Origin of the sequence: Pseudomonas sp. Leaf59, from assembly GCF_920984685.1 — a bacterium.
GTDB lineage: Bacteria > Pseudomonadota > Gammaproteobacteria > Pseudomonadales > Pseudomonadaceae > Aquipseudomonas.
Genome location: NZ_CAKLBR010000010.1, coordinates 132,732 through 155,636 on the forward strand (window position 1 = coordinate 132,732; position 22,905 = coordinate 155,636).

At 61.5% G+C, this 22,905-nt stretch carries 24 protein-coding genes and 1 other RNA gene; 13 read left to right on the forward strand and 12 right to left on the reverse strand.

Annotation, left to right across the window (positions count from 1 at the left end; translation table 11 throughout):
• Positions 1-6 precede the first annotated feature (6 nt).
• Positions 7-564: a YecA/YgfB family protein gene (locus LUB09_RS13330; RefSeq protein WP_057006429.1), complete on the reverse strand. Its 558-nt coding sequence runs from the start codon at positions 562-564 to the stop codon at positions 7-9.
• Positions 565-702: 138 nt separating this feature from the next.
• Here LUB09_RS13330 and LUB09_RS13335 point away from each other — a divergent pair, with 138 nt between their 5' ends.
• The 4 genes from LUB09_RS13335 (at position 703) to LUB09_RS13350 (ending at position 2,123) form a co-directional block, all read left to right on the forward strand.
• Positions 703-912 (forward strand): TIGR02449 family protein, encoded by a 210-nt coding sequence (locus LUB09_RS13335; protein WP_003177365.1) that lies wholly within the window; start codon positions 703-705, stop codon positions 910-912.
• The gene (locus LUB09_RS13340; protein WP_003234809.1) at positions 909-1,226 is read left to right on the forward strand and encodes a cell division protein ZapA; all 318 of its coding nucleotides are present in this window, start codon (positions 909-911) and stop codon (positions 1,224-1,226) included. Before LUB09_RS13335 ends, LUB09_RS13340 begins: the two co-directional genes overlap by 4 nt.
• Before the next feature lie 30 nt (positions 1,227-1,256).
• Positions 1,257-1,435: non-coding RNA, 6S RNA (gene ssrS, locus LUB09_RS13345), on the forward strand.
• A 58-nt stretch (positions 1,436-1,493) separates the two neighbouring features.
• Positions 1,494-2,123, forward strand: a complete 630-nt coding sequence (locus tag LUB09_RS13350; protein WP_209990563.1) for a 5-formyltetrahydrofolate cyclo-ligase — start codon at positions 1,494-1,496, stop codon at positions 2,121-2,123.
• Between the two features lie 7 nt (positions 2,124-2,130).
• Here the strand turns inward: LUB09_RS13350 and LUB09_RS13355 are convergent, their stop codons facing one another.
• Positions 2,131-2,277 carry a hypothetical protein gene (locus LUB09_RS13355; RefSeq protein WP_163001020.1) on the reverse strand — a complete coding sequence of 49 codons (147 nt, stop codon included), beginning with the start codon at positions 2,275-2,277 and terminating at the stop codon, positions 2,131-2,133.
• A gap of 194 nt (positions 2,278-2,471) precedes the next feature.
• On the opposite strand from LUB09_RS13355, the gene LUB09_RS13360 reads away from it, so the two are divergent.
• Together LUB09_RS13360 and LUB09_RS13365 are read left to right on the forward strand one after the other, a co-directional pair.
• Complete coding sequence (locus LUB09_RS13360) at positions 2,472-2,921, forward strand: EVE domain-containing protein (RefSeq protein WP_231422773.1); 450 nt, start codon at positions 2,472-2,474, stop codon at positions 2,919-2,921.
• A gap of 102 nt (positions 2,922-3,023) precedes the next feature.
• Positions 3,024-5,015 (forward strand): acyltransferase family protein, encoded by a 1,992-nt coding sequence (locus LUB09_RS13365; protein WP_231422774.1) that lies wholly within the window; start codon positions 3,024-3,026, stop codon positions 5,013-5,015.
• Here LUB09_RS13365 and LUB09_RS13370 read toward each other — a convergent pair.
• A complete protein-coding gene (locus LUB09_RS13370; RefSeq protein WP_209986201.1) occupies positions 5,005-5,412 on the reverse strand; it encodes a flagellar basal body-associated protein FliL in 408 nt (135 codons plus the stop codon). The two genes, LUB09_RS13365 and LUB09_RS13370, sit on opposite strands and share 11 nt — an antisense overlap.
• 150 nt (positions 5,413-5,562) lie before the next feature.
• Between LUB09_RS13370 and LUB09_RS13375 the strand changes: the two genes are divergently transcribed.
• Complete coding sequence (locus LUB09_RS13375; RefSeq protein WP_003234819.1) at positions 5,563-6,540, forward strand: NADPH:quinone oxidoreductase family protein; 978 nt, start codon at positions 5,563-5,565, stop codon at positions 6,538-6,540.
• Positions 6,541-6,785: 245 nt separating this feature from the next.
• Positions 6,786-8,123: a glycerol-3-phosphate transporter gene (gene glpT, locus LUB09_RS13380; protein WP_209986205.1), complete on the forward strand. Its 1,338-nt coding sequence runs from the start codon at positions 6,786-6,788 to the stop codon at positions 8,121-8,123.
• Here glpT and LUB09_RS13385 read toward each other — a convergent pair.
• Positions 8,120-8,773, reverse strand: coding sequence for a gamma-glutamylcyclotransferase (locus LUB09_RS13385; RefSeq protein WP_003234823.1), 654 nt, complete (start codon positions 8,771-8,773; stop codon positions 8,120-8,122). The genes glpT and LUB09_RS13385 overlap by 4 nt on opposite strands.
• Before the next feature lie 221 nt (positions 8,774-8,994).
• On the opposite strand from LUB09_RS13385, the gene LUB09_RS13390 reads away from it, so the two are divergent.
• Complete coding sequence (locus LUB09_RS13390; RefSeq protein ID WP_209986208.1) at positions 8,995-9,477, forward strand: sn-glycerol-3-phosphate transporter; 483 nt, start codon at positions 8,995-8,997, stop codon at positions 9,475-9,477.
• A gap of 87 nt (positions 9,478-9,564) precedes the next feature.
• Here LUB09_RS13390 and LUB09_RS13395 read toward each other — a convergent pair whose 3' ends face one another.
• From LUB09_RS13395 to LUB09_RS13420, 6 genes are all read right to left on the reverse strand, one after another.
• Complete coding sequence (locus LUB09_RS13395; protein ID WP_209986211.1) at positions 9,565-10,536, reverse strand: CDP-6-deoxy-delta-3,4-glucoseen reductase; 972 nt, start codon at positions 10,534-10,536, stop codon at positions 9,565-9,567.
• A complete protein-coding gene (ubiD, locus tag LUB09_RS13400; protein WP_209986213.1) occupies positions 10,536-12,002 on the reverse strand; it encodes a 4-hydroxy-3-polyprenylbenzoate decarboxylase in 1,467 nt (488 codons plus the stop codon). The genes LUB09_RS13395 and ubiD overlap by 1 nt, the downstream gene beginning before the upstream one ends.
• Before the next feature lie 59 nt (positions 12,003-12,061).
• On the reverse strand, positions 12,062-14,044 hold the full coding sequence (locus LUB09_RS13405; protein ID WP_231422775.1) for an acyltransferase family protein: 1,983 nt from the start codon (positions 14,042-14,044) through the stop codon (positions 12,062-12,064).
• Positions 14,045-14,192: 148 nt separating this feature from the next.
• Positions 14,193-15,452, reverse strand: coding sequence for a transcription termination factor Rho (gene rho, locus LUB09_RS13410; RefSeq protein WP_003176825.1), 1,260 nt, complete (start codon positions 15,450-15,452; stop codon positions 14,193-14,195).
• 234 nt (positions 15,453-15,686) lie between these two features.
• Entirely contained in the window at positions 15,687-16,016 is a 330-nt protein-coding gene (gene trxA, locus LUB09_RS13415) for a thioredoxin TrxA (RefSeq protein WP_003234832.1), read from the reverse strand.
• 119 nt (positions 16,017-16,135) lie between these two features.
• The gene (locus LUB09_RS13420) at positions 16,136-16,831 is read right to left on the reverse strand and encodes a FadR/GntR family transcriptional regulator (protein WP_231422776.1); all 696 of its coding nucleotides are present in this window, start codon (positions 16,829-16,831) and stop codon (positions 16,136-16,138) included.
• Positions 16,832-17,096: 265 nt separating this feature from the next.
• On the opposite strand from LUB09_RS13420, the gene LUB09_RS13425 reads away from it, so the two are divergent.
• From LUB09_RS13425 to LUB09_RS13440, 4 genes are read left to right on the forward strand one after another with little or no spacing between them, the layout of a single operon-like run.
• On the forward strand, positions 17,097-17,882 hold the full coding sequence (locus LUB09_RS13425; protein ID WP_231422777.1) for a transporter substrate-binding domain-containing protein: 786 nt from the start codon (positions 17,097-17,099) through the stop codon (positions 17,880-17,882).
• A 17-nt stretch (positions 17,883-17,899) separates the two neighbouring features.
• A complete protein-coding gene (locus tag LUB09_RS13430) occupies positions 17,900-18,568 on the forward strand; it encodes an amino acid ABC transporter permease (RefSeq protein ID WP_231422778.1) in 669 nt (222 codons plus the stop codon).
• On the forward strand, positions 18,565-19,215 hold the full coding sequence (locus LUB09_RS13435; RefSeq protein WP_209986227.1) for an amino acid ABC transporter permease: 651 nt from the start codon (positions 18,565-18,567) through the stop codon (positions 19,213-19,215). The genes LUB09_RS13430 and LUB09_RS13435 overlap by 4 nt, the downstream gene beginning before the upstream one ends.
• A complete protein-coding gene (locus LUB09_RS13440) occupies positions 19,202-19,939 on the forward strand; it encodes an amino acid ABC transporter ATP-binding protein (RefSeq protein ID WP_231422779.1) in 738 nt (245 codons plus the stop codon). Before LUB09_RS13435 ends, LUB09_RS13440 begins: the two co-directional genes overlap by 14 nt.
• On the opposite strand, the gene LUB09_RS13445 is transcribed toward LUB09_RS13440, so the two are convergent.
• The gene (locus tag LUB09_RS13445; RefSeq protein ID WP_231422780.1) at positions 19,911-20,444 is read right to left on the reverse strand and encodes a DUF1120 domain-containing protein; all 534 of its coding nucleotides are present in this window, start codon (positions 20,442-20,444) and stop codon (positions 19,911-19,913) included. The two genes, LUB09_RS13440 and LUB09_RS13445, sit on opposite strands and share 29 nt — an antisense overlap.
• A complete protein-coding gene (locus LUB09_RS13450) occupies positions 20,434-22,905 on the reverse strand; it encodes a fimbria/pilus outer membrane usher protein (RefSeq protein ID WP_231422781.1) in 2,472 nt (823 codons plus the stop codon). The genes LUB09_RS13445 and LUB09_RS13450 overlap by 11 nt, the downstream gene beginning before the upstream one ends.

Consider the following 22,905-nt stretch of genomic DNA (forward strand, 5'->3'; position numbering starts at 1 on the left):
TCCTTTTTAGTGCAACGACGGCTTGGGTGCAGCGGGCTCAGCGGACTTTTTGGTCTCGGTGAACAGCAGCAGCGGCGCCACGCGCAGGTATTCCATGACCTCCATGTAATCGCCTTCGCCGTCTTCGGATTCTTCCAGGGCATCTTGCACCTGGGAGATGGCGGCGAGGTCCTGCAGCACTTCCCTGGCGTCGGTGCTCAGCTCCAGGCCGCCTGCGTTCACGCCGAAACCGTGGAGGAAGCCCTGGCACCACTGGCCCAGCGCAGCGGCGCGGTCGGCCAGCGGTGCGTCGTCGGAAGGCAGCAGCAGGACGACGGTGACGTCATCGCCGGTCAGCTCGCCTTTGACCATCTCTTGCAGGCCGATCAACGCGTTGCGTACGTTATCGGTGGGTTCGGTCTCCAGCAGCTCGGCCACATCGGCCAGCCAGTTGTCGGCATCGAAGCCGACACCGGTGCAACTGCGGCCCAACAGCACGCCGTGCAGTTCGGCAGGCGAGCAGGGGTGGCCGCTGGTGCTCAGCAGTTTGGAAAAGGCATCGTACGGGGAGTTCTGAATAGGCATGGTGAGCTAGGCGCCAGACGGCGCAATGTCTAGAATGGAGCGCTGTATCCTAGCACCGGCAGACGTACCAAGACTATCGAGGGCGTCAGATCGTTTATCCTGCAGTTGCCATTCATCAGACAAATCCAGTGGAACCCAATGGAAGACACCGACCTGCAAGCGCTGATGGCCAGACTCGAATTGCTAATTGATCGGGTCGAGCAACTTAAGAGTCAAAACGGACTCCTACTAGCTCAGGAAAAAACCTGGCGCGAGGAACGCGCTCACCTCATTGAAAAAAACGAAATCGCCCGGCGTAAGGTCGAATCGATGATTTCGCGCCTGAAGGCCCTGGAGCAAGACTCATGAGTTCAAGCAATAGCGTTACCGTGCAGATCCTCGACAAAGAATATTCGATCATCTGCCCCCAGGAAGAACGCAACAACCTGGTGAGCGCTGCCCGCTACCTGGACGGCAAGATGCGTGAAATCCGCAGCAGCGGCAAAGTGATCGGCGCCGACCGCATCGCCGTGATGGCCGCGCTGAACATCACCCACGACCTGCTGCACAAGCAGGAACGCCCCGATGTACAGGCCAGCGGCTCGACCCGCGAGCAGGTGCGCGACCTGCTCGACCGCGTCGATCTGGCGCTGTCCAGCGATTCGGACGCAGCCAAGGGCTGATTGCCAAGTCTGTTTAAGGTATACTCGCCCCACTCCCTGGCGTGCTTGCCAGTCGGCGATGTCCCGGAGCCGATTCGCACTACCCTGGAAGTTGCACGTTGGGCTGGTGTGCATGTCCGCTAGACGGAAAGCCTTAAAGCCTACTGCTTCTTCCACCTTGAACTTTCGGGTTCAAGGGCTTAGTCGACAGCGGTTCTGTCGGGGAGCCTGAATTCCCAAACTCAATGCCAGTCTTCGGACTGGCATTGTTTTATGAGCCGAATACCCATGACCGAACCTGCGCCGCTTTCCCGTCCGCAACTTCGACGCATGTTGCGCAAGGCCCGTCGCGCCCTCACGCCGAGCGAGCAGCGCCAGGCCGCCCTGGGCCTGTATCGGCAACTGGCACAGCACCCGCTGTTTCGCCGGGCCAAACATATTTCCCTGTATCTGCCGACGGACGGTGAAATCGATCCGCGCCTGCTGCTGCGTGCGGCCCAGCGCCGGGGCAAGGCCACCTACCTGCCGGTGCTGAGCGCATGGCCGCGAACCAAGATGGTGTTCCAGCGCGTGCGTCCTGGGGAGGCATTACGGCCCAACCGCTTTCGCATTCTGGAGCCACGGGTGAATGCCCGCCGCCAGCGCAAGGTGTGGGCGCTGGACCTGGTGCTGCTGCCGCTGGTGGGGTTTGATGATGTTGGCGGACGCCTAGGCATGGGTGGCGGATTCTATGACCGCAGCCTGGCCTACCTCGCCCGCCGCAGGCACTGGCGCAAGCCTACGCTGCTGGGCCTGGCCCATGAATGTCAGAAGGTTGATCGTCTGGCGCAGGCCAGTTGGGATGTGCCGTTGGCAGGCACCGTCACTGACAGGCAATGGTATATCGCAGGAGCGCCACTGGAATCAGCGGCGCCTTGAAGCGGGGTTAACGCTTGTACTGTTGCTGCACGGGAGAGAGCTGAGCCGGCGCATCGGTCTTGTTTGTCCACAAGCTTTGCGCATACCCGGTGGTCACGACGCCCAGACCAAATAAAATCACCAAAATCCATAGTAAATCCGGTTTACGTTGCATCGATTGCCCCCCTTCAGGCATCTCGTACACGATGACAACAACGTTCCAAAGTAGTCCGTTGCAGCTGCGTCAAGCTTAAAAGCCGGCATTCTGCGGTAACGTGAACCAACACGCAAACCTTGACGCCAACCGACTGTCGGTTTGTCATGGAATTGCCCGACAGCTCGCCCAACGCCTTTTTCAGGAACCCGACAATGGCCTACTGGCTGATGAAATCCGAGCCCGACGAACTCTCCATCGACGGCCTGCAAAAGCTCGGCGAAGCCCGCTGGGACGGAGTGCGTAATTACCAGGCGCGCAACTTTCTGCGCGCCATGGCCGTGGGCGATGAATTCTTTTTTTACCATTCCAGCTGCCCAGAGCCCGGCATTGCCGGCCTCGGCAAAATCATCAAGGCCGCCTACCCGGACCCGACCGCGCTGGAGCCAGAAAGCCACTACTTCGACGCCAAGGCCAGCGCCGATAAAAATCCGTGGAGTGCGATCGATGTGGCGCATGTGCAGACGTTTCCCAAGGTGCTGGGCCTGGGTTACCTGAAACAGCAAGCCGCGCTCGCCGAGTTGCCACTGGTGCAAAAAGGCAGCCGTTTGTCGGTGATGCCGGTCACGGCTGAGCAATGGGCAACCGTGTTGGCGCTGCGCTGAGCGCACGCAACACCTGGACGCATACCTGTCCGAACGGCTAGTCGCGGCGGACCACAGGGTTTGGCAGAATCGTCCACCCCGTTGTCCAGGAAGGAAGATCCCGTGACGCGTTCCACCTGTGCTTACCTACCCGCCATCGACGGCATGCGCGCCATAGCCGTGCTCAGCGTGATCATTTTCCACCTGGATTTTCTCGACCTGCTGCCCGGCGGATTCACCGGCGTCGACCTGTTTTTCGTCATCTCAGGCTATGTGATCAGCCAATCCCTGTGGGAGCGCCGTGACCTGACTCTGGGCGCGTACCTGAAAGACTTCTACCGTCGCCGCCTGCTGCGCATCATGCCGGCGTTGCTGGCGGTACTCTCTGTGAGCTTCATGCTGTCGGCGATGTTCACGCCGCAGTTCTGGCTCAGCGAACTGATCGACCGTACGGGCCTCGCGGCGTTCTTTGGCCTGAGCAACTTCGTGCTGGCCTGGAATACCGACACCTATTTCTCCCCCACTGCCGAACTCAACCCTTACCTGCACACCTGGTCGCTGGGGGTTGAAGAGCAGTTCTACCTGATCTTTCCGGCATTGTTTTTTATCTGGTTACGCTACCGGCAACGCGTTGCGATCGTGTGGGCCGTGCTGCCGTTGATGGCCGCTGCTTCGTTGATCGTCGGGGCCTATCAGGTCAACGCCGCGCCGCTGTCGGCGTTCTACCTGCTGCCCGGGCGCTTTTGGGAACTGGCTTCGGGAGCGCTGCTGTTCCAGCTCATCGGCACGGTGCCGCGCTTCAACCGATGGGCTCCTGCCATGTTGGCCGCCGGTCTGGGTTTGGTCATCGTCGGTTTGCTGTTCGCCAACCCCGGCCAATTCCCGTTCCCCTGGGCGATGGTCAGCGTGGCGGGCGCGCTCTCGATGCTCGCCGGAATCGTGCTGCAAGCCGATCAACCACCCGGTGCGCTGCAACGCCTGCTGCAAAACCGGGTGGTGACCTACCTCGGCCGACTGTCGTATTCGCTGTACCTGTGGCATTGGCCGGTCGCGGTGTTCCTGCGCTGGACCACCGGGCTCGAGCTGCTTGCGGTGCAACTGCTTTACCCGGTGCTGGTACTCGCCCTCGCGGCAGCGTCCTACCACTGGATCGAGATGCCGATTCGCACCGGCCGCTCCGTGGTGCAACGCCAGGCATGGCCTGCGATTGCCCGTGTTGCGGGCGTCACCGGGCTGCTGTGGCTGGGGGCGCAGTGGGTATCGACGAACGCATCGACCCTGTCACTCAGCCAGACCCGCGACAGTTACACCTGGTATGCCTACAAACATTATCCACAGGAAGACTTTGAAACCCTCGATGACCCGCGTGTGCAGGGACGCCAGCTGTTCGTCATGGGGGACTCGCATACGGCGGCCTACCGCACCTTGTTGAAGTTGATCTCGCTCAAGCTCGGGGTGACGGTGGTGGAATATGAACAAGGGGGTTGCGCTGTCGCCAGCTTGATCGGGCCGGACCCCGCGCGCTGCGCCCCGTCGCGCGAAGCCCAGCTCAAGCAGATCGAGGCCCGCGCCAAGCCGGGTGACGTGGTGTTCCTCGCCTCCCTGCGCATGCCCGAACTCACCGCCCGCCCCTGGCGCAAAGGTGAGTCAGCGATAATCGATGAAGCCTTGAAAGAACTGACTGACGAGAACATGGAAGCGGCGCGAACCGATGCCGAGCGATTATTGCAACGCCTGCAGGCGGCGCAGCTCAACATCCTGATCGACGCCCCCAAACCTGTGTTCAAGGCCGCGCCCAATCGTTGCTCGGACTGGTTCAATCGCATGAACCCGGTGTGCGAGCCGGGCCTGACGATGGAGCGCAATCAGCTTGAGCGGCTGCGCGCGCCGCAGATGCAATTGCTGCGACAACTGGAGACGCGTTATCCGGCCTTACATACCTGGGATCCATTGCCGCTGTTATGCCCCGGTGCCACCTGTTCGGCCTACGAGGAAAACGCCAAACCGTTGTTCTTCGACTCCAACCACCTCAGTGGCCATGGCAACCGCGTACTGGAGCCCGCGTTTACCGCAGCCTTGCTGAAGATATGGGAGGTGCCGCCGGTTACTGAATGATCAGGTTGTTGAACAACAGATCTTCCACCATCGGCTTGCCGGTCTCATCGTTCATGACCTGCTGGGTTTGCTTCAGAGCTTCCTGACGCAGTTTTTCCTTGCCTTCGACGGTGCTCATGGCTTCGTTGGTCTGTTGGGTAAACAGCGCCACCAACTGATTACGGATCAGCGGGTCATTGGCCTTGACCGCCGCAGCCGCTTCGGTACCAGTGACACGCAGGGCAATATCGGCTTTGAACACCTTGAGTTTCGCCGTGCCATCGAGGCCATAGTTGCCCACGAACGGCGGGGTCAGGCTGATATAACTGACCTTCGGCGCCTCACCTTCCTTGGCCTCTTCGGCCTGAGCCGCCATCGGCAAGGTCAGGGCCAGCATCAACAGGATCCACGCTTTCACAATTCATTCCTCACATTTGGTTGCCAAGCAGCATAACGCCAGCGAGGCAGAGCACAAGCTTATGGCGACTCATCAGGCCCGGGCATGCTCGTTGACCCACGGGCGTTCCCTCCTACACTTATCGGCCAAGACGCCAAAAGGAATAGTCCGATGAAAGCTGTGCTGTGCAAAGCCTTCGGCCCCGCCGAAACCCTGGTGCTGGAAGAGATCGAAAGCCCGGCGTTCAAAAAGAACGAAGTGCTGCTGGACGTGCACGCGGCCGGGGTGAATTTCCCGGACACTCTTATTATCGAGGGCAAGTACCAGTTCAAGCCGCCCTTCCCGTTCTCACCGGGCGGCGAAGCGGCCGGGGTGGTCAGCGCAGTCGGCGAAAAAGTCAGCCACCTGAAAGTCGGCGACCGCGTGATGGCTCTGACGGGCTGGGGCAGCTTTGCCGAACAGGTCGCCGTTCCCGGCTACAACGTACTGCCGATCCCGCCGAGCATGGACTTCAACATCGCCGCCGCCTTCAGCATGACTTACGGCACCTCGATGCACGCGCTCAAGCAACGGGCCAACCTGCAACCCGGCGAGACCTTGCTGGTACTCGGCGCTTCCGGGGGCGTGGGCCTGGCCGCCGTGGAAATCGGCAAGGCCATGGGCGCGCGGGTGATCGCCGCCGCCAGCAGCGCCGACAAACTCGCCGTGGCCAAGGCGGCCGGCGCCGATGAACTGATCAACTACAGCGACGCCAGCCTCAAGGACGAGGTCAAGCGCCTGACCGACGGCAATGGCGCCGATGTGATCTACGACCCAGTAGGTGGCGACCTGTTTGACCAGGCCATCCGCGCCATTGCCTGGAACGGCCGCTTGCTGGTGGTCGGTTTTGCCAGCGGACGCATTCCCGAACTGCCGGTGAATCTGGCGCTGCTCAAGGGGGCGGCGGTGGTCGGCGTGTTCTGGGGCTCTTTCGCGCAGCGTCAGCCGCAGGACAATGCGGCGAACTTTCAGCAGTTGTTCACCTGGTATGGCGAAGGCCGGTTGAAACCGCTGGTGTCGAAAATGTATCCGCTGGATCAGGCGGCCCAGGCGATCAACGACTTGGGGCAGCGCAAGGCTGTCGGCAAAGTGGTCGTCCAAACTCGCTGAATGCAGTGAAATGCAATCACTGCGGGAAGGGGCTCGCTCCCGATTGCTGACCCACCGCTATCGGGAGCAAGCCCCCGCCTACATCTGCAGCGCTGATGTGCCCTGGCGCGCAACCACGACTCGCACTTATCCATTTACGACGTGTTCGGATTTCTTGTGTTTGCCCATGAGAGGCGGTGCTATTTTCGGTAACGAAACTGTAACATTCGCATCCGCAGTCAAAACAAGAAATCTGGAGCTCTTGAATGTTTGCTTTCTTTCGTCCTGCCGCGCACCAGGCGCCCCTGCCTGAAGAAAAAATAGACAGTACCTACCGACGACTGCGCTGGCAGATCTTCGCCGGTATTTTCATCGGTTACGCCGGTTACTACCTGCTGCGCAAAAACTTCTCCCTGGCCATGCCCTACCTGATCGACGAGGGTTATACCCGTGGTCAACTGGGCCTGGCGATGTCGGCGATCGCGATTGCCTACGGCCTGTCCAAGTTCCTCATGGGCCTGGTGTCCGACCGCTCCAACCCGCGCTACTTCCTGCCCTTCGGCCTGCTGGTGTCGGCGGGTGTGATGTTCATTTTCGGTTTCGCACCTTGGGCAACGTCCAGCGTGACCATGATGTTCATCCTGCTGTTCATCAATGGCTGGGCCCAGGGCATGGGCTGGCCGCCAAGCGGGCGGACTATGGTGCACTGGTGGTCGCAGAAAGAGCGCGGCGGCGTGGTGTCGGTGTGGAACGTGGCGCACAACGTCGGTGGCGGCCTGATCGGTCCGCTGTTCCTGCTGGGCATGGCCTGGTTCAACGACTGGCATGCAGCCTTCTACGTGCCGGCGACCGTGGCGTTGCTGGTGGCGGCGTTTGCCTTCATCACCATGCGTGACACGCCGCAATCGGTGGGCCTGCCGCCCATCGAGCAATACAAGAACGATTACCCGGAAGGCTACGATGCCAGCCACGAAGAAGAATTCAGCGCCAAGGAAATCTTCGTCAAGTATGTGCTGCGCAACAAAATGCTGTGGTACATCGCGCTTGCCAACGTCTTCGTTTACCTGCTGCGCTACGGCGTGCTGGATTGGGCACCAACGTACCTCAAGGAAGCCAAACACTTTACCGTCGACAAGTCATCGTGGGCCTACTTCTTCTACGAGTGGGCAGGCATTCCGGGCACGCTGCTGTGCGGCTGGATGTCGGACAAGATCTTCCGCGGCAACCGTGGCCTGACCGGCATTGTGTTCATGGCCCTGGTGACCGTGGCGACTCTGGTGTACTGGCTCAACCCACCGGGCAACCCGACTGTCGATATGATCGCCCTGGTGTCGATCGGCTTCCTGATCTATGGCCCGGTGATGCTGATCGGCCTGCAGGCGCTGGAACTGGCGCCGAAAAAGGCCGCCGGCACCGCTGCAGGCTTCACCGGTCTGTTCGGTTACCTGGGTGGTTCGGTGGCCGCAAGTGCCGCCATGGGCTACACCGTGGACCATTTCGGCTGGGACGGTGGCTTTGTGTTGCTGATCGGCGCGTGCCTGCTGGCGATTGCGTTCCTGATCCCGACCCTGTGGCACACCAACAGTGTGAGCTCGGCGCGTTAATCCGCCGCGCAATCCTTGATACAACGCTTGAGCCGCGCCTCCAGGTTTTTATCTGGCATGGCGTGGCTGCGCAGGGCGTTGACGGTCTGCTCGACATAATCGCGAGTGGTGCCGTATCGCCCGCAAGCGCTCTGCAGTACGTGATTGAGCACGATATCGGGCAAGTTGCCGGCATAGCTGGGCAAGTGTCGCTCCAAGACAAATCCCAGCGCCTGAACCTGACTGCCATCTTCCAGACGGCAGCTGAGCCAGTGCGGCTTGTAGGAGGGGTAAGGCATCTCGCGCTGCCACAAGGCGTAAAGCGACGCCTCCAGTTGATCTTCCGGCAAACGATAGGCGAACCCGCTGCACGAGCCGCCGCGATCAAGCCCGAATACCAGCCCCGGCAACTCCGGCGTACCCCGGTGCTCGTGGGACCACAGGTACAGCCCGCGATGATAGCCATGCACCCGTGCCCGCACGCGTTCGGTCGACGAACATTCAGGGCGCCAGATTAACGAACCGTAAGCAAACAGCCACACCGGCCCACCCTTGTGCCGCGCCATGGTGGCCTGCATCGAGCTCATCAATTGTTCGTGAGTGAGTTGCGGCCCCAGATCGAGTCGCGGAGGGTAAGCCAATTGCAGAAGATCGGTTTCTATGGCGGTCATGGCGAAAAGCGGTGCGCCTCCTGTGTATTACCAGTTGTGAGGGACTTTACCGCAATAGAACGCAGCGCTGTAAGCGCATGGCCCACCTTTGGTCAGGATTGAGCCCGGCACTTCCGCTACTTTCAGCCCCGGTTCAGCCTTGTAACGCGTCCCGGCGCCAGAATGGCGCACACGTTACGGCCCGTTGTCCGCTCCTCACACTGACTACCGAGGTCGCCTCCATGAAAAAGATCCGACTGCCAGGCCTGCTGTTTCTGGCCCAGGCCACCACCGCTTTCGCTGCAGAAGTGCCACCGGCCGAAGACGACAAAGGCTTCTGGTATGCGCAGACCAGCGTGTATACCCGGCACTTTTCGCCCGACCCTGACCACAACAACAAACAGAATCTGATCGGCCTGGAACGCAATGAGGCCTCAGGTTTTGTGTATGGCGGGGCGACGTTCCGCAACTCGTTCGGCCAGCGTTCGTACTACGCCTACGCAGGCCAGCGCTATGACATGGCGAATTACCCCGTCTACCTGAAGATCACGGGCGGGGCGATCCAGGGCTATCGCGGTAAATACCGCGACAAGATCCCACTGAACCGGCTTGGCGTGGCGCCGGTGGTTATCCCGTCGGTGGGCACGTATTACGGGCCGGTGGCGGCGGAGGTGGTGTTGCTCGGGTTCAATGCAGTGATGCTGACCACGGGCGTGCGATTCTAGGTCCGAGACCCGGCTCACCGCCGTGCATAGGGGTTATGTGGCGAGCGGCACGCGGTGCGTCTCGAACATTGTCCACGCTGCCAAGCCTCAGGGGCGTGGGGCGTAGGCGAACACGTCGGCGCGCATCTGGTGGGCGTCCATGCCTGCTTCGACCAGCGCATCAAGGGTACCGTAGATCATGGCGGGTGAACCGCTGGCGTAGACGTGCACCGCCGTAAGGTCGGTGATGTCTTCGCACACGGCTTCATGCAGCAATCCGCAGCGCCCTTCCCAGCCGCACAGGTCGCTGACCACCTTGTGCAGAAACAGGTTGGGCAATTGCAGCCACTGGTCCCAGTGTTCGATTTCGTAGAAGTCTTCCGGGCGCCGCACGCCCCAGTACAGGTGTACCGGGTGTTTGAAGCCCGACGCGCGGCAGTGCTCGATCAGGCTGTTCATCTGTGCCATACCGGTGCCGGCGGCGATCAGCACCAGCGGACCGTCCGGCAGCTCGGCCAGGTGCGTATCGCCAAACGGCAATTCGACGCGGGCCATCCGGTCTCGCTGCAATTGTTCGAGCAAGTCGCGGGCGCTGTCCTCGCGCACCAGCACATGCAGTTCCAGCTCGCGCCCGGAATGGGGCGCCGACGCCAGGGAAAACGCCGACTTTTTCTCGCCATTGTCCCGCTCGATCATCAGGTACTGCCCGGCGTGGTAACGCACCGCCTTGCCGGCCGGTGCAAGCAGGCGCACGCGCCATACATCGCCACCGACCTCGACGCATTCACTCAATTGGCACGCCAATTTGCGCAACGGCAACTCTCCCGGCGCCAGCACGCCATCCCACAACACAATGCAATCTTCCAGCGGCTCGGCGATGCAGGTGTAGAACTCACCATGGTCGAGCACCTCGCCATTTTGTTGCACGCGCCCTTCCACCAGCAGCGCCACGCACACATGGCACACGCCATTACGACACGCCTGGGGGCATTCGTAGCCCAGGCGGCGTGCGCCTTCGAGGATTCGCTCGCCGGGGACAAGCTCCAATACAGCGCCGGAAGGTTGCAGGGTTACACGCATCAATCTATTCCCAATTCTTTCCAGATCGCATCGACACGTGCCGTGACAGCTTCATCCTTGACGATCACCCTGCCCCACTCGCGGGTGGTTTCGCCCGGCCATTTATGCGTGGCATCCAGGCCCATTTTCGAACCCAGGCCCGACACCGGCGAGGCGAAGTCAAGGTAGTCGATCGGCGTGTTATCGATCATCACCGTGTCGCGCTTGGGGTCCATGCGCGTGGTGATGGCCCAGATCACGTCATTCCAGTCGCGGGCATTGATGTCGTCGTCGGTGACGATAACGAACTTGGTGTACATGAACTGTCGCAAAAACGACCACACACCCAGCATTACCCGCTTGGCATGGCCCGGGTACGACTTCTTCATGGTCACGATGGCCATCCGGTACGAACAGCCTTCGGGCGGCAGATAGAAGTCGGTGATTTCCGGGAACTGCTTTTGCAGAATCGGCACGAACACTTCGTTGAGCGCCACGCCGAGAATGGCGGGCTCATCGGGCGGCCGGCCGGTGTAGGTGCTGTGATAGATCGGCTTGATGCGATGGGTGATGCGCTCCACGGTAAACACCGGGAAGCTGTCGACTTCGTTGTAGTAGCCGGTGTGGTCGCCGTAGGGGCCTTCATCGGCCATTTCGCCCGGATGAATCACGCCTTCAAGGATGATTTCGGCAGTGGCCGGCACTTGCAGGTCGTTGCCACGGCATTTCACCAGCTCGGTGCGGTTACCCCGCAACAGGCCGGCGAACGCGTATTCGGAGAGGCTGTCGGGCACCGGGGTCACGGCACCCAGGATCGTGGCCGGGTCGGCACCCAGCGCCACGGAGACCGGGAACGGCTGCCCGGGATGCTTTTCGCACCACTCGCGGAAATCAAGGGCGCCGCCACGGTGGCTCAGCCAGCGCATGATCACCTTGTTGCGGCCGATCACTTGCTGACGGTAAATGCCGAGGTTCTGGCGATCCTTGTTCGGGCCTTTGGTGACGGTCAGCCCCCAGGTGATCAGCGGGCCGACGTCACCGGGCCAGCAGGTCTGCACAGGGAGCATGGCCAGGTCCACGTCATCGCCTTCGATGACCACTTCCTGGCACACCGCGTCCTTGACCACCTTGGGCGCCATGGCAATGATCTTGCGAAAGATCGGCAGCTTCGACCAGGCATCCTTCAAACCCTTGGGCGGCTCGGGCTCCTTGAGGAAGGCCAACAGCTTGCCGATCTCGCGCAGCTCGCTGACGGACTCGGCGCCCATGCCAAAGGCCACGCGCTCGGGTGTGCCGAACAGGTTGCCGAGCACCGGGATATCAAAGCCGGTCGGGTTCTCGAACAGCAGCGCCGGGCCCTTGCTGCGCAAGGTGCGGTCGCAAATCTCAGTCATTTCCAGCACCGGGGAAATCGGCATCTGGATGCGTTTCAACTCTCCGCGCTGCTCAAGTTGCTGCACGAAATCCCGAAGATCCTTGAATTTCATTAACCCTGCCACCCGTAAAATAGGCTTACATCCTACCTGCTCTGAGGACGGCTGGCAGCTTAATTGGCCGTCAGCCCCCGTGATTGGAGCGAACTGAACAAGGGCTCCAGGAACGCCTCGATGTGCCGCGCGCCCACGTCGGACAGGTGATTATCGTCGGTGTACAGCGCGCGCCCATTGAGTTCGACCCGGCACAGGCCATCGGTGCCACACAGCTGTGGCGCCGGGTCCAGCACCCTTACACCGCTGTCGGCGGCGGCCAATTCGTCGAACAGGTTGGCGATGAATGCCTCGCGCGCCAGGTGCTTGGCGATCGGCAGTCCTTCACGGTCCACCGGCCGGTGCATCATGGCCAGGCGGCTGAGGCGATACGGCACGATGATTTCCTGCAGCGGCACCTCCTTGACCAGCCATACACGGTGCCCCGCTGCACGCAGGCCCTTGATGCGCGCGCGCATGCCGTCGGCGAAGCGTTGTTCAGCTACCGCGCGTACGTACTGGCCGGTGCTCGGGTCTTTGAGCGCATGCTCCTTGTCACCGGACATCTGCCCATACAGATACAGGCTCCAGCGTGCCGCCAGCACCACATCGCTGATCGGCCGTTCGCTCATGGCTTTCTCGACGCGTCGATTGAAATGCGCGCAGCGGGCAATGTTTTCCAGGCCATCCAGCGGCACACAACCGGCGAAACTGGCCTCCATCAAGCTGATGTCGTGCTTCTTCGCGCCGATTTCGAGCGCCGGGATCAACGCAGTGGCATGGCTGTCGCCCCACACCAACGCAGACACCGCCGGATTTTTCGGACCGAAGTGACAGAACAGGCGCTCATCGGGCGTGTCCTTGTCTGCCATGCAGGCCATCAACTCGGGGCTCCACTTCTTCGCCTGGGCATACCGCAGCGCCTGCTCGGACAAGCGCGACGGCACCCCATCGGCCTTGCGCAGCGCCACGCCCGTGAGGCCGATGGACAGGATGCCAACCGCTGCCGCAACGAGAATCGACTTGCGTGTTGCCAGTAGACGCTTCTCCCTGAAGGGGGTTTCCACAAAGCGCCAGGACAGATAGCCCAACACCAGGCTCAGCAGCATCAGAGCGCCCAGTTCCGTGGCGCTCAAGCCATCGACCGCCGCGTAGTTGGCGTACACGAATACCGGCCAGTGCCAGAGGTACCAGGAGTACGAGATAAGCCCAAGGCCCACCATCACCTTCGAGCTCAGCAGGCGGCCCACCCAGGTGTATTGCTGCCCGTTGGCCCAGATCAGTCCGACCACGCCAAGCACCGGCAGCAGAGCGGCGGCGCCGGGGAAGGCTGTCTGTGAATCGAAGCCGAATACGGCAATCAGGATCAACCCCATCGCCCCCAGGCTGACCCATTGGGCCAGGGCCGGTGAGGCGCGCCACTCACGCGCGGGCAGCACCGCCAGCATGGCGCCGGCGAGCAATTCCCAGGCGCGCAAATGCAACAGGAAGAAAGCTTTTTGCGGTTCATGCTCCACCGCCCAGACGCTCATGCCGAACGACACCAGCAGCACGCCGAACAGGGCCAGGCGCCAGTGCTTCAAGCGGCTTGAAAGCAGGGTCAGTAGCAAGGGAAAGAGGATATAGAACTGTTCTTCGACCGCCAGCGACCAGGTGTGCAGCAGCGGCTTGATGTCGGACGCCGCCTCGAAATAGCCGTGCTGGCGCGCAAACAGCAGGTTGGAGGTGAAGATCACCTGATAGTGCGCCGCCCGCCCCAGCTCCTCATAGTCTTTGGGCGCCAGCAGGAACCAGCCCGCCACCAGCGTCGCCACGATCATCACGAACAGCGCCGGCAGAATGCGCCGGGCACGCCGCGCCCAGAACTCTACAAAACTGAAGCGCCCGGCCTGGCGTTCGCGCCAGATGATCGAGGTGATCAGGAAACCCGAAATCACGAAGAACACATCAACGCCAACAAAGCCGCCGGTGACGCCCGGCACGCCAAAGTGAAACAACACAACAGCCAGAACCGCGATAGCACGCAGGCCATCAATGTCTCTTCGGTAAGCAAGAACAGTCATAAATCAATGTCAGCCAGATACGAATGGGGATGAGCGTAGACGCACTCGTGTTTTTTTGTGTCTCAACTGACACGTATGCCGCGAACCGCTCATTTGTGACACAAAAAAATGGCGCCCCAAAGGGCGCCATTCTCACGGACCTGAAGTGTTATTTACGCTTCATCGACAAGAAAAACTCGTCGTTGGTCTTGGTGGTTTTCAGCTTGTCGATCAAAAACTCGATGGCAGCGACTTCATCCATCGGGTGCAGCAGCTTGCGCAGGATCCACATGCGCTGCAGTTCGTCGTCAGCCGTCAGCAACTCTTCGCGGCGGGTGCCGGAACGGTTGATGTTGATGGCCGGGAACACGCGTTTTTCAGCGATGCGACGGTCCAGGGGCAGTTCCATGTTGCCGGTACCCTTGAACTCTTCGTAGATCACTTCATCCATCTTCGAGCCGGTTTCAACCAGCGCGGTGGCGATGATGGTCAGCGAGCCGCCTTCTTCGATGTTGCGCGCGGCGCCGAAGAAACGTTTCGGTTTCTCCAGAGCGTGGGCGTCGACACCACCGGTGAGTACCTTGCCGGAGCTCGGGATCACGGTGTTGTAGGCACGCGCCAGACGGGTGATGGAGTCGAGCAGGATCACCACGTCCTTCTTGTGCTCGACCAGGCGCTTGGCCTTTTCGATCACCATTTCGGCAACCTGCACGTGGCGGGTTGGCGGCTCGTCGAACGTCGAGGCAACCACTTCGCCGCGCACGGTGCGCTGCATTTCGGTCACTTCTTCCGGACGCTCATCGATCAGCAATACGATCAGGTGAACTTCAGGATTGTTACGCGCGATGTTTGCGGCAATGTTCTGCAGCATGATCGTTTTACCGGCTTTCGGCGGGGCGACGATCAGACCGCGCTGGCCCTTGCCGATCGGCGCGCACAGGTCGATCACGCGACCGGTCAAGTCTTCGGTGGAACCGTTGCCGGCTTCCATCTTCATGCGCACGGTCGGGAACAGCGGGGTCAGGTTCTCGAAGAGAATCTTGTTTTTCGCGTTCTCGGGACGATCGAAGTTGATCGTATCGACCTTGAGCAGGGCGAAATAACGCTCGCCTTCCTTCGGAGGGCGGATCTTGCCGACGATGGTGTCACCGGTGCGCAAGTTGAAGCGACGGATCTGGCTCGGCGAGACGTAGATATCGTCCGGGCCGGCGAGATAGGAAGCGTCTGCAGAGCGGAGGAAGCCGAAGCCGTCCTGGAGAATCTCCAGCACGCCATCACCGGAGATTTCCTCGCCGCTTTTTGCGTGCTTTTTGAGCAGGGAGAAAATCACGTCCTGCTTGCGCGAACGGGCCATATTTTCTATGCCCATTTCTTCGGCCAGTTGGAGCAGGTCGGTAATCGGCTTTTGCTTGAGTTCAGTCAGATTCATATAGGAATGACGTAATCATTTATGGAGGGGGGAAATTAAGCTTTTGGCTTAATGAGGCCGCGCCGCAGAGAAGGCGACAGGATCGCGTACTAATCGAAAAGGAATGCGTCGGCGACGGCTTGCAGGGGGCAGTGGAGAAACCAGTGCGGGGCCGAATGTACCACCTGAATTTCGGAGCGTCCAGCCCTGTTTCACGAAAAAGCCCCGCGATTTGCGGGGCTTTTTTGACGACGCTTAGATGTTGGCGTCGAGGAAAGCTTGCAGTTGGGACTTCGACAGCGCGCCAACCTTGGTGGCCTCAACGTTGCCGTTCTTGAACAGCATCAACGTAGGGATACCACGCACGCCATGCTTGGCCGGGGTTTCCTGGTTCTCGTCGATGTTCAGCTTGGCAATGGTCAGCTTGCCTGCATACGTGGTTGCAATGTCGTCCAGGACCGGGGCGATCATTTTGCAAGGACCGCACCACTCTGCCCAGTAATCAACCAGTACAGGGCCGGTAGCCTTGAGTACATCAGCTTCGAAGCTAGCGTCGCTAACGTGTTTGATAAGATCGCTGCTCATGGAAGTCTCCAGGTTGTAAGCAAAAAAACGTCGCCCATCATAGCCGCCCTTCCCCCGTTCAGGAAGTCGCCTCTGATTGAGTGTTGCTATGGCGGCGCATGAGTTTGGGTATGAGCCACTCAGGGCGACACGGGGGTCACGAAGGCAATCCCGGTGCGCAACGCTGCATTGCGTACGTGTTCCTGCATGGCTTTCTGCGCCGCTGCGCTCGCGCGCCGGGCCAGGGCGCGCAGGATCCTGCGGTGTTCCTGCCAGGTCTCCATCGCCCTCTCCGGCCGGATGAACGGTAGCTTCTGGCTTTCCAGGAACACCTCGGCGCTGGCACTGAGGATGCTCACCATCGCCTGGTTACCGCTGGCGAGCAGGATGCGTTGGTGAAAGTCGAAGTCCAGCCGCGCCGCCGCTTCGAAATCGCCGGCCCTGAGCACCTTGCGCATCGCCTCGACATTGTCTTCCAGGCCATCGAGTTCATCGAGGGTCAACGTCATCGCCGCCAAACCGGCGGCGAACCCTTCAAGGGCATAGCGCAATTGAAAGATATCCAGCGGCGTGGCCTGCGCTGCAAACGGCCAGGCGAACCCGGGCGACTCCTGCGCCGCCTGCACGAACACGCCTTTGCCCGGCTGCACACTGACCACGCCCAAGGCACTCAGGGACGACAACGCCTCGCGCAACGACGCGCGGCTCACCCCCAACTGCAGCGCCAGGTCACGCTGGGACGGCAGTGCATCGCCCGCGCAAAAGCCTTGCTCCTTGATCAGTTTGCGGATGGCCTGCAGGGCCGCTTCCGGTACGGCTTGGGCGATGGAATGCATAAAAAACTCAAGGTTCCAGTCAACTGAGCGGCTAGTTGTAAAGCTATTCCGGGCCGTCGGCAAGCCACGCCCCAAAGGGGCTCGTGCGGTTTTGGCGACGCTCGAAAAAGGTGCGAAAAGCGCGCGAACTGTTCAGACCAGTAAGACCACCTGAACTCAGCAAATCCCGGCCCCGCAGACGATTCAGGGAAGGCTGGCATGGGCTGTGCAATCACGCACAGCAGTCGAATTCAGAAACCCCCTTCGCCCTTCCCGGAGAGTTGCCATGACCAAGCGCTACAGCGCCCTGCTCACTGCCCTGTTTGCCAGCCTGATGCTGAGCCAGGCGCCCGCCCAGGCCAACGGTCTGGACGATATCGTCGCCCGTGGCACCCTGAAGGTCGCCGTGCCCCAGGACTTCCCGCCGTTCGGTTCGGTCGGCCCCGACATGAAGCCGCGCGGCCTGGACATCGACACTGCCAAGCTGCTGGCCGACCAGCTCAAGGTCAAACTGGAACTGACGCCGGTCAATAGCACCAACCGCATCCCGTTCCTCACCACCGGCAAGGTCGACCTGGTGATCTCCAGCCTGGGCAAGAACCCTGAGCGCGAGAAGGTCATCGACTTCTCCCGGGCCTACGCGCCGTTCTACCTGGCCGTATTCGGCCCGCCTGACGCCGCCGTCAGCACCACCGACGACCTCAAGGGCAAGACCATCAGCGTCACCCGCGGCGCCATCGAAGACATCGAGCTGAGCGCCGTGGCGCCCAAGGAAGCGACCATCAAGCGCTTCGAAGACAACAACTCGACCATCGCTGCCTACCTCGCCGGCCAGGTCGACCTGATCGCCAGCGGCAACGTGGTGATGGTGGCAATCAGCGAGCGCAACCCCAAACGCGTGCCGGCGCTGAAAGTGAAACTCAAGGATTCGCCGGTGTACGTGGGCGTGAACAAGAACGAGCCGGCACTGCTGGAGAAGGTCAACCAGATCCTGGCGGCGGCCAAGGCCGATGGCAGCCTGGAAAAGAACGCACTGCAGTGGCTTAAAGAGCCATTTCCTGCCGACCTCTGATACCACGGAGCTGAGTTATGGCGTATCAATTTGACTTCGTGCCGGTGCTGGCCAACACCGACCTGCTGTTACGCGGCGCGCTGTTCACCCTTGAGCTGACGGCCATCGGCGCGATCCTGGGGGTGGCCCTGGGCATCGTCGGGGCGGTGGTGCGCGCATGGAAGATCCAGCCATTCGCCTGGTGCTTCGGCGTCTATGTCGAGTTGATCCGCAACACGCCGTTTCTGGTGCAGTTGTTCTTCATCTTCTTCGGCCTGCCGTCCCTGGGCCTGAAAATCACCGAATGGCAGGCCGCCGTGCTGGCGATGGTGATCAACCTTGGGGCCTATTCCACCGAGATCATCCGCGCCGGCATCCAGGCTATCCCGCGTGGGCAACTGGAAGCCGCGGCGGCGCTGGCGATGACGCGCTTCGAAGCGTTCCGCCACGTGGTGCTGCTGCCTGCGCTGGGCAAGGTGTGGCCGGCATTGAGCAGCCAGATCATCATCGTGATGCTCGGTTCGGCGGTGTGTTCGCAGATCGCCACCGAAGAACTCAGCTTTGCCGCCAACTTCATCCAGTCGCGCAATTTCCGTGCGTTTGAAACCTATGCCCTGACCACCCTGGTGTACCTGTGCATGGCGCTGATGATTCGTCAGTTGCTCAACTGGATCGGGCGCCGCTTTGTGATGAGGAACGCCCGATGAGTGATTTTTCGTTCTGGGACATCGTGCGCAACCTGCTCACCGGCCTGCAATGGACGCTGTTGCTGTCGCTGGTGGCCTTCGTCGGCGGCGGCGTGATAGGCCTGCTGGTGATGACGATGCGCATCAGCCGCAAGGCCTTTGCGCGCAATGTGGCGCGCGGCTATATCGAACTGTTCCAGGGCACGCCGCTGCTGATGCAGCTGTTCCTGGTGTTTTTCGGTGTGGCCCTGCTCGGCGTGGATATCTCGCCCTGGCTCGCCGCCGCGATTGCCTTGACCCTGTTTACCAGCGCCTACCTGGCCGAAATCTGGCGCGGCTGCGTCGATTCCATCGCCAATGGGCAGTGGGAAGCCTCGGCCAGCCTGGCGCTCAACCCGCTTGAGCAACTGCGCTACGTGATCCTGCCCCAGGCGCTGCGCATTGCCGTGGCACCCACCGTGGGTTTCTCGGTGCAGGTGGTCAAAGGCACCGCCGTGACCTCGATCATCGGTTTCACCGAACTGACCAAGACCGGCGGCATGCTCGCCAACGCCACCTTCGAACCCTTCATGGTCTACGGCCTGGTGGCCCTTGGTTACTTTCTGCTCTGCTACCCCTTGTCCCTCAGTGCGCGCTACCTGGAAAGGAGACTGCATGCCTCTGCTTAGAATTTCCGCCCTGCATAAGTATTACGGCGATCACCACGTCCTCAAGGGCATCGACCTGACCGTTGAAGAAGGCCAGGTGGTGGCGATCATCGGCCGCAGTGGCTCGGGTAAATCCACCCTGCTGCGCACCCTCAACGGCCTCGAATCGATCAACGACGGCGTGATCGAAGTCGATGGCGAATACATCGATGCGGCACGCGCCGACCTGCGCAGCTTGCGGCAGAAAGTCGGCATGGTGTTCCAGCAGTTCAACCTGTTCCCGCACCTCACCGTTGGCGAAAACGTGATGCTCGCGCCCCAGGTGGTGCAGAAAGTGCCCAAGGCCAAAGCCGCGCAGCTCGCCAGGCAGATGCTGGAGCGCGTGGGGCTCGGGGAAAAGTTCGACGCCTTCCCCGATCGCCTGTCCGGCGGCCAGCAGCAGCGCGTCGCCATTGCCCGCGCGCTGGCCATGTCGCCCAAGGTGCTGCTGTGCGACGAAATCACCTCGGCGCTGGACCCGGAACTGGTCAACGAAGTGCTCAGCGTGGTGCGTCAACTGGCCAGGGACGGCATGACGCTGATCATGGTCACCCACGAAATGCGCTTCGCCCGCGAGGTCGGCGACAAGCTGGTGTTCATGCACCAGGGCAAGGTGCATGAAGTGGGCGATCCGAAGGTGTTGTTCGCCAACCCGAAAACGGCGGAACTGGCCAACTTCATTGGTTCGGTGGAGCAGCCGGGCTGACCAGTTCGAAACTGCCCTGCCCTTGCAGCAATGTCCGGTAGCGCACCTGCAAGGCATCGGCGGGCAGTTCGGCGTCGATCTCGACCTGAGCCGTCAATCGTCGACCTGTGGCCTGCGCCAGCAAGGTCTTGCCAGGCAGCAAGCGGCCATCGTCGGGTTCGCCTGACGACTGCGCTGCACGCCATTGCACAGGCCGCCCATCCACCTGCGCATGTTTGAGACTCAGGCGAAAACGCCCCTCGCGCCCAAAGCGATAGCCCTGCCCGTCAGCCGCCGCGCCATTGAAGCGCACACCGATGGCCGCGGGCGCAAGACACAGGATGTTCAAGTGCAGCGTTCGCGTTCCGAGGGCGACGGTGGCGCGGTCATCGAGGCTTTCGCGGTGAACCACGCCGTACTCGACCTGGGGCTGGCTGAGGGACAGTCGGCAGTTGTCGGCCCGCGCGGCATGGCTCATCACGCCGCCCCAGAGCATCAGGCACAGGGCCATGGGTTTAAAGCGCATGACACACCGCCGTCGTGGTTTCATATAGTTTCTCGTCGTCAGGCTTGCTGTCGGTTTCAAGGCGCAGCACGCAGGTGGAGGCATTCGGCAGCGTCACGCGCAGGCTTTGCGGCCCCTGAACGTCGCTCAGGTAGATCATGCCGTCGCCGACCACGCTGGTCAGGAAGCGATTGTCCTTGCCGAATACCGGCGATCCTTGAGTCAACGGCTTGCCCTGGTTGTCCTGCGCCTGGACCAGCACACGGCGCACCTTGACCACCTCGAAATCCACCGTACTGACGGAGCCACGCCCGGCGGTGAGGACCTGGGTGCCGTTTTTGAGGTCGACGCGTTTGGGCAGCGAGCGGGTCTGCACTTCGACACGGCTGTGGGTGTAAGCGGGCAATCCGGCAATCACCGCCTGCCCGGTAAAGTCGGTCCATACCGGCCCCTGGGGGGTATCGACCCTGGCCGAGCCAATGTCGCCCACCGACACGATGCCGAAGGTGTCCTGCACGGTATACGGCGAAAACGTCACGCCGCGCTTGTGGGCCACCACGCCTCCGCGCAGCTGCCCCGAGTAGGTGGCGCCCTGTGGGTCGCGGCTGACGCCCAGGCCGACCTGGGTATAGCGCGGCAACATGTTCAACTGGCCGCGAACCGATTGCTCGCGCGCCGAAACATCGCGCTCAACCGCCACCTCGTAGTTCACCGATTCGTTGACCCGTTCACTGAGGGCCGTGCCTGCATTGAGCTGTTGCCCGCGACGGCTAACGTAGCTGCTCAAGCGGCGGTCATCGCCCAACGGCACGCTGACCTGCAAGCGCACCGAAAGGTCGTTGTCCAGTCCCCGATCCCGGCGGTTCTCCAGCGCCGCCGCATGCTCACGTGCCTGCCTGCCGCCCACTCGGGAGTCGGCGATCAGGGTCACGTCGGCGCCGCTGAACGTTTTGTTCCACGACGCAAATACGTGCTCGAGCGATTGCCCGTCAAATTGTGCGCTGCGGCTGTATCCCACGCTGAAACCACCCAGTGCCGGATCAACCCAGGTCATGCCCGCCGTGTACTGGTTTTTGAAGCGAGAATCCAGGGTATCCAGCCGTGAGGATCGTCCGGCTTCAAGAACCTCGCGATAACCAAGGCTTTGAGTGGTGGCGCTGAGGGTGACGTCAAGGTCGGCATACACCGGACTGCTCAACGACAAGGTGCTGCGCGCTCCGGACACCGCGTCGCGTGTGTCGCGGGACAGGTTATGCCGGGTGCTCACGGAAACTTTCTGGAAGAACACGCTACCCAGGCTCGCCCCGACGGCGCCGTAATCCTCGCTGCCCAACACACCCAGGCCCGCCGATGTGGAGCCGCCCAGGCCCCAGGTGCCGCTGCCCATGACAACCGAAGGCGTCTGGTTTTCGCCGGGTGCCGATTCACGCACCTTGCCCACCGACAGGTAGTAACCCGGCGCCGCCTGCGCAGCCCCCTGGAGCGAGGCCGCCGGCACGACAAAACTGCGCCTGGCCCCGCGCACATCAATGACGCTCACCTCCAGGTCGCTGGTGCCGTTGAGCAACGGCAAACCGGTCAGCCGGAAAGGCCCCTCGGGCACCAGTGTGGTGTGGATCAACACCCCGGATTGGCGCACCTCGATTCGCGACTGACTTTGGGCCAGCCCCTCAACCACCGCATTATTGCTGCCCGCTGGCGTGCGTGACTGACCGTCGGGCGCCAACTGGAAACCGGAAAACTGAACACCGCCAAACACTGGACTGTTGCTGGACAACTGCCCCGCCTGAAACGTGGAATGCAGCGCTGCTATATCTCGCTGGGCGTAGGCGTACAGATGCTCGGTGCGCGCCTTGCCATCGTCGGACACATAGAACTGGCGACTGCGCACGATCCAGTCGCCCAGGTTGAAACCGGCCTCGGTATAGGCCGACACATACCGGCTGGACCCACTGCGCGAGCGGCTGTCAAAGCCCAGCATGTCATAATTGAACAACGCCGCCGCACCGCCGCTGGAAAAACCCGTGGCCTCCCATTCAGGCGCACGCAGTGACTGGGTCGGCACGACCAGCGTGACTTCGTCCGAGCCGGGGCGCAATCGCACCATGGTCGTTGGGAAGGCGCCCAGGAAGTCATGGCAGGCCTGGTCCGGCGTCGCACCTTCGCGCAGCACCCCGGCGGGCTTTATCAGCCCGGCCTTGGCCAGAAGCCCTGGGGTAAAGCACAGCTGGCCGCTGGAATCGAATTGCGCATCCACCAACCCCAACGGGTTGCCGTTGACGCGCAGGCCCACCACCTGAGAGCCCTCGCGAAAACGCGCGGCATTGCGAAAATAGTCGGAGACCCTGGGGTCGATGCCATGGGCGTTCAGGGCCACGAGATCAAAGCCTTCTCCCACCTCCAGCGCCGATGCGAAGCCGGGCAGGCCGCACAGCGTCGCCAGTCCAACAAGTATCGTGGGTCGGCGTTTGGGTCTGCTCAT

Coding starts and splice junctions, on each gene's coding strand:
- LUB09_RS13330 (WP_057006429.1), bottom strand. CDS start 564: ATGCCTATTCAGAACTCCCCGTACGATGCCTTTTCCAAACTGCTGAGC.
- LUB09_RS13335 (WP_003177365.1), top strand. CDS start 703: ATGGAAGACACCGACCTGCAAGCGCTGATGGCCAGACTCGAATTGCTA.
- LUB09_RS13340 (WP_003234809.1), top strand. CDS start 909: ATGAGTTCAAGCAATAGCGTTACCGTGCAGATCCTCGACAAAGAATAT.
- LUB09_RS13350 (WP_209990563.1), top strand. CDS start 1,494: ATGACCGAACCTGCGCCGCTTTCCCGTCCGCAACTTCGACGCATGTTG.
- LUB09_RS13355 (WP_163001020.1), bottom strand. CDS start 2,277: ATGCAACGTAAACCGGATTTACTATGGATTTTGGTGATTTTATTTGGT.
- LUB09_RS13360 (WP_231422773.1), top strand. CDS start 2,472: ATGGCCTACTGGCTGATGAAATCCGAGCCCGACGAACTCTCCATCGAC.
- LUB09_RS13375 (WP_003234819.1), top strand. CDS start 5,563: ATGAAAGCTGTGCTGTGCAAAGCCTTCGGCCCCGCCGAAACCCTGGTG.
- glpT (WP_209986205.1), top strand. CDS start 6,786: ATGTTTGCTTTCTTTCGTCCTGCCGCGCACCAGGCGCCCCTGCCTGAA.
- LUB09_RS13385 (WP_003234823.1), bottom strand. CDS start 8,773: ATGACCGCCATAGAAACCGATCTTCTGCAATTGGCTTACCCTCCGCGA.
- LUB09_RS13390 (WP_209986208.1), top strand. CDS start 8,995: ATGAAAAAGATCCGACTGCCAGGCCTGCTGTTTCTGGCCCAGGCCACC.
- LUB09_RS13395 (WP_209986211.1), bottom strand. CDS start 10,536: ATGCGTGTAACCCTGCAACCTTCCGGCGCTGTATTGGAGCTTGTCCCC.
- ubiD (WP_209986213.1), bottom strand. CDS start 12,002: ATGAAATTCAAGGATCTTCGGGATTTCGTGCAGCAACTTGAGCAGCGC.
- LUB09_RS13405 (WP_231422775.1), bottom strand. CDS start 14,044: ATGACTGTTCTTGCTTACCGAAGAGACATTGATGGCCTGCGTGCTATC.
- rho (WP_003176825.1), bottom strand. CDS start 15,452: ATGAATCTGACTGAACTCAAGCAAAAGCCGATTACCGACCTGCTCCAA.
- trxA (WP_003234832.1), bottom strand. CDS start 16,016: ATGAGCAGCGATCTTATCAAACACGTTAGCGACGCTAGCTTCGAAGCT.
- LUB09_RS13420 (WP_231422776.1), bottom strand. CDS start 16,831: ATGCATTCCATCGCCCAAGCCGTACCGGAAGCGGCCCTGCAGGCCATC.
- LUB09_RS13425 (WP_231422777.1), top strand. CDS start 17,097: ATGACCAAGCGCTACAGCGCCCTGCTCACTGCCCTGTTTGCCAGCCTG.
- LUB09_RS13430 (WP_231422778.1), top strand. CDS start 17,900: ATGGCGTATCAATTTGACTTCGTGCCGGTGCTGGCCAACACCGACCTG.
- LUB09_RS13435 (WP_209986227.1), top strand. CDS start 18,565: ATGAGTGATTTTTCGTTCTGGGACATCGTGCGCAACCTGCTCACCGGC.
- LUB09_RS13440 (WP_231422779.1), top strand. CDS start 19,202: ATGCCTCTGCTTAGAATTTCCGCCCTGCATAAGTATTACGGCGATCAC.
- LUB09_RS13445 (WP_231422780.1), bottom strand. CDS start 20,444: ATGCGCTTTAAACCCATGGCCCTGTGCCTGATGCTCTGGGGCGGCGTG.
- LUB09_RS13450 (WP_231422781.1), bottom strand. CDS start 22,905: ATGAGCAGACCCAAACGCCGACCCACGATACTTGTTGGACTGGCGACG.